Genomic DNA, 1,883 nt, shown 5'->3' with positions numbered 1-1,883 from the left:
GCTTTGTCGATGGGTTCGAAGCTTAGTGCTTCTCGCCAGCCAGCTTGTGCTCGAGGTAGTGAATATTCACGCCCCCTTTGCAGAAGCCTTCGTCGCGGGTCAGGTCGCGGTGCAGCGGGATGTTGGTCTTGATCCCGTCGACCACGATTTCGTCCAGCGCATTGCGCATGCGCGCCATGGCTTCGTCACGGGTTGCGCCGTAGGTGATCAGCTTGCCGATCAACGAATCGTAGTTCGGCGGAACGGCATAACCACTGTACAGGTGCGAGTCGACGCGAACGCCGTTGCCGCCTGGAGCGTGGAAATGCTTGACCGTGCCCGGGCTCGGCATGAAGGTTTTCGGGTCTTCGGCGTTGATCCGGCATTCCAGTGCGTGACCGCGGATGACGACGTCATCCTGGGTGAACGACAGTTTGTTGCCGGCGGCGATGCTGAGCATCTCCTTGACGATGTCGATGCCGGTGACCATTTCCGATACCGGGTGCTCTACCTGGACACGAGTGTTCATCTCGATGAAGTAGAAACGACCGTTCTCGTACAGGAACTCGAAAGTACCTGCGCCACGATAGCCGATGTCGATGCACGCCCTGACGCAGCGGGCGAGGACTTCCTCACGCGCGTTCTCGTCGATGCCCGGTGCCGGCGCTTCTTCGAGAACTTTCTGGTGACGACGTTGCAACGAGCAGTCGCGGTCGCCCAGATGGATAGCATGGCCCTGGCCATCGGAAAGGACCTGGACTTCCACGTGACGTGGGTTGGTCAGGAACTTTTCCAGATAGACCATCGGGTTGCCGAACGCCGCGCCTGCTTCGGAGCGGGTCAGTTTCGCCGAGGCAATCAGGTCTTCTTCCTTGTGCACAACGCGCATGCCGCGACCACCACCGCCGCCAGCGGCCTTGATGATCACCGGGTAACCGACTTCGCGACCAATGCGCAGAGCGGTTTCTTCGTCTTCCGGCAGCGGGCCGTCGGAGCCTGGAACGGTCGGTACGCCAGCTTCGATCATCGCGTGCTTGGCCGAAACCTTGTCGCCCATCAGGCGGATGGTTTCAGCTTTCGGGCCGATGAAGGCAAAGCCGGAGTTCTCGACCTGCTCGGCGAAGTCGGCGTTTTCCGCAAGGAAACCGTAGCCTGGGTGAATGGCGGTAGCGCCGGTCACTTCGGCCGCGGCGATGATGGCCGGGATGTGCAGGTAGGAGTGGGCAGCCGATGCCGGACCGATGCAGACGGATTCGTCTGCCAGGCCCAGGTGCATCAGCTCTTTGTCGGCCTTGGAGTAAACGGCGACGGTCTTGATGCCCATCTCTTTGCAGGCACGCAGAATCCGCAGGGCGATCTCACCGCGGTTAGCGATCAGAACTTTTTCCAACTTCGCAGTCATCAAAGGCTCTCCGCGGTTCAAACGATGGTGAACAGCGGTTGGTCGAACTCAACCGGCTGGCCGTCTTCAACGAGGATGGATTCGATCACACCGCTGGTTTCAGCTTCGATGTGGTTCATCATCTTCATGGCTTCAACGATGCACAGGGTGTCGCCTTTCTTCACGGTCTGGCCAACTTCAACGAAGGATGGCGAGGTTGGCGAAGACTTGCGGTAGAAAGTGCCAACCATCGGCGAACGGGCAACGGTGCCGTTCAGCGCTGGCGCGGCAGGAGCAGCAGGTGCGGCAGCGGCAGCCGGAGCGGCGGCAGGCGCGGCAGCCGGAGCAGGCATTGGGGCCGGTGCGTAATACTGCTGAGCCGGGGTTTTGCTGTGGCGGCTGATGCGTACGGACTCTTCGCCTTCCTTGATCTCGAGCTCGTCGATGCCGGACTCTTCCAGCAATTCGATCAGTTTCTTAACTTTACGGATATCCATGAATCATCAACTCCCAAGGGTCGGTC

General features: G+C 60.1%; 2 protein-coding genes. Both read right to left on the bottom strand.

The genetic code is table 11. The annotated features are described in order from the left end of the window. Positions 1–22: 22 nt before the first annotated feature. A complete protein-coding gene (accC, locus tag ACRESJ_RS22575; protein WP_431759902.1) occupies positions 23–1,381 on the bottom strand; it encodes an acetyl-CoA carboxylase biotin carboxylase subunit in 1,359 nt (452 codons plus the stop codon). 17 nt (positions 1,382–1,398) lie between these two features. Beyond that, complete coding sequence (gene accB / locus ACRESJ_RS22570; RefSeq protein ID WP_431759901.1) at positions 1,399–1,857, bottom strand: acetyl-CoA carboxylase biotin carboxyl carrier protein; 459 nt, start codon at positions 1,855–1,857, stop codon at positions 1,399–1,401. Between the last annotated feature and the right edge of the window lie 26 nt (positions 1,858–1,883).

The organism is Pseudomonas sp. (assembly GCF_050739655.1).
Taxonomy (GTDB): Bacteria; Pseudomonadota; Gammaproteobacteria; order Pseudomonadales; family Pseudomonadaceae; genus Aquipseudomonas.
The sequence above is the reverse complement of the archived record's forward strand: the minus strand, read 5'-3'. Positions and strand labels throughout refer to the sequence as shown.